The organism is Mycobacterium sp., from assembly GCF_039583785.1.
In the GTDB taxonomy this organism is placed as follows: domain Bacteria; phylum Actinomycetota; class Actinomycetes; order Mycobacteriales; family Mycobacteriaceae; genus Mycobacterium.
In genome coordinates this window covers 1-2,167 of record NZ_JAVKSG010000187.1, presented here as the reverse complement: position 1 = coordinate 2,167, position 2,167 = coordinate 1, and the positions used below count along the sequence as shown (strand labels likewise).

General features: G+C 69.1%; 2 protein-coding genes. Both read right to left on the bottom strand.

Annotated elements, in window-relative coordinates; translation table 11 throughout:
* A partial coding sequence (locus ABDV69_RS21210) for a hypothetical protein (RefSeq protein ID WP_343577782.1) occupies positions 1-156 on the bottom strand: 156 nt, incomplete at its 3' end.
* A 403-nt stretch (positions 157-559) separates the two neighbouring features.
* The gene (locus tag ABDV69_RS21205) at positions 560-2,005 is read right to left on the bottom strand and encodes a hypothetical protein (RefSeq protein WP_343577780.1); all 1,446 of its coding nucleotides are present in this window, start codon (positions 2,003-2,005) and stop codon (positions 560-562) included.
* Between the last annotated feature and the right edge of the window lie 162 nt (positions 2,006-2,167).

Below are 2,167 nucleotides of genomic sequence, written 5' to 3'. Positions count from 1 at the left end.
ACCATCGTTGGTGATCGTGGGAGCGCCCCACTTCTTCTCCAGGACGACGTTGCGGCCCTTGGGGCCCAACGTCACCTTTACCGCGTCGGCGAGGGCATTCAGGCCCCGCTCGAGGCCGCGACGGGCCTCTTCGTCGTACGCAATTATCTTGGCCATTGCGAAGTGATTCCTCCGATTAGGGATGACGAGTCTGTGGCCGGGTGCAGTGCCCGCGACGGACGGCTTGGGTGTCTCCGCTGACGCGGCCCTTGCCTCACCGTCCCGACCTAGCACTCGCTAGTCGCGAGTGCCAAGTCATTTTTAGCACTCGCCCATGGAGAGTGCAAGAAATGCGATCACCTGATGGCGGTCTGCGGGCTGCGCTCTGATCCACTTATGACAGTCGAATCCGTTGCGCGCCGGACGGGACGGCTGTCCGCTGCCGTCGCGCTCGGAGGAGGGCTGCTGATGGCGGCTCCGGGAACGGCGTCGGCGTCGGTTGCGATCGTGTTCGAGTTGACCGGCAGCTTCACCGGCTCACATCCCGGCGGCGAGCCGGGGTCGGTGACCGGTCGCGCCGTCACACCCCGGCCAGCGCCTCGCCCAGCACACCGTGAAGGTGATGCCAGTACAACCAGTCGGCCACGGTCTGGCGCTGCTCGACGGCGTGTACCGAGGTGTGGGCCCGGCGCAGCGCCAATTCTTGGGCGTGGGCGGCGTAGGTGGCGAACGCCTCTAACTGCCGTGCCCCGCGATCGGGGTCGCTGCTCATCAGGTGCTTGATCACGTCGAACCACAGCGTGTTGCACTGGTCGGCCGGCGCGGTGGTGTCCACCGGGGCTGGGGGCAGCAGGTCGATCAACGCCAGGTCACCGGCCGCCGTAAGCCGGGCAGCGTCTGCGGGGGCAACGACTTCCAGCCGGGAACGGCCCTCCATCTTGCCGCCGGTCGGGATGTCCTCGTCGGCCATAAACTGCGTCGGCACACCCGGATCGATACCGGCGAAATGCCGTTCCCTGCCGATCACCACGCGCAGCGTGGTGTTGTGATGGGCCGCCCACCCCTGCAGCGCAATGCTGGGATAGGTCGTCCAGCGGGCCCGCTCCGCCACCGGGATACCGGCATCAGCGGAGGCCATCCTCACCTGCGCGGGCAGCGCGACCACCTCGGGAATGTAGCCCAGCCCGTAGCTGTTGGCCACCACGATCTGACCGTCAGCGCTCACCGCCGTCATCCAGAAGAAATTGAAATCACCCTTGTTGACCATGTTGTCCGCGTTGAGCGCCGCCGCGAGCCGATACGCCATCTGCACATCGCCGCCGGCATGCCGCCGTGTGGCTTGTGCGATCGCCTCTTTTTCCGCCCGCGCCGACGACACCGGGATCGGCGCCGGCGCGGCCTCAGCCTGCGACGACATCATCGGCCCGCCACCAAAACCGCCCCGGCCCGCGCCGGTGGTCGACGCCGGATGCACACCCGGGCCGCCCGAACCGCTACCCGACGCGCCGGGTGTGCCGGTTGTGCCGCTCCCTGTCGCCGAAACCGGTGCCGCCGGGTGCGGCGTCGCCGGCGGCAACAACGGCATCGGCGACGACGCGCTCGCCCCCGCATCCGACATCATCGGAGCTGGGCTCATCGCACTGCCCACTCCGCCACCATGACCGCCGCTGATGCCGCTCGCAGCGGAGCCGCTCGCCGCCACCGCCGCTTGTGCATCCGAAGTCACCGGCATGCCTTGAGCCGCCGCCGGCGCCACCATCGCCGCGTTGGCGCTCGCCGCCAGTGGCACCTGCGCCGCCGAGCTGGCCGCCGCGCTTGCCGCCGAACTGTTCATCGCTGACTGGTTCAGACCCTGCTGCAGGCCAGGATCCGGGTGGTGCCCGAGCGCGTCTCCGGAAAATAACGTCTGCGGCCCACCCGATTGGCCACCAAGCCCGTTGCTCCACATCGAACCCAAATCGCCGCCGCCGCCACCGTGCCCACCGCCACCACCAAGACCACCCAAGCCACCGAGACCCCCGCTCACAGGCCCCATGACGTCAGCCGGGTTGACACTGGCGCCAGCCGGCGTAGGAGTGGCCGACATTAGGCCTGGCGGGGTCAACGCGGCCGGGGCAGCCGGCCCGGCCGGATCTCGTGGCACATCCCGATGCGACCCCGCTGGAGCAGCCGGCGGCGAAGCAGCGGC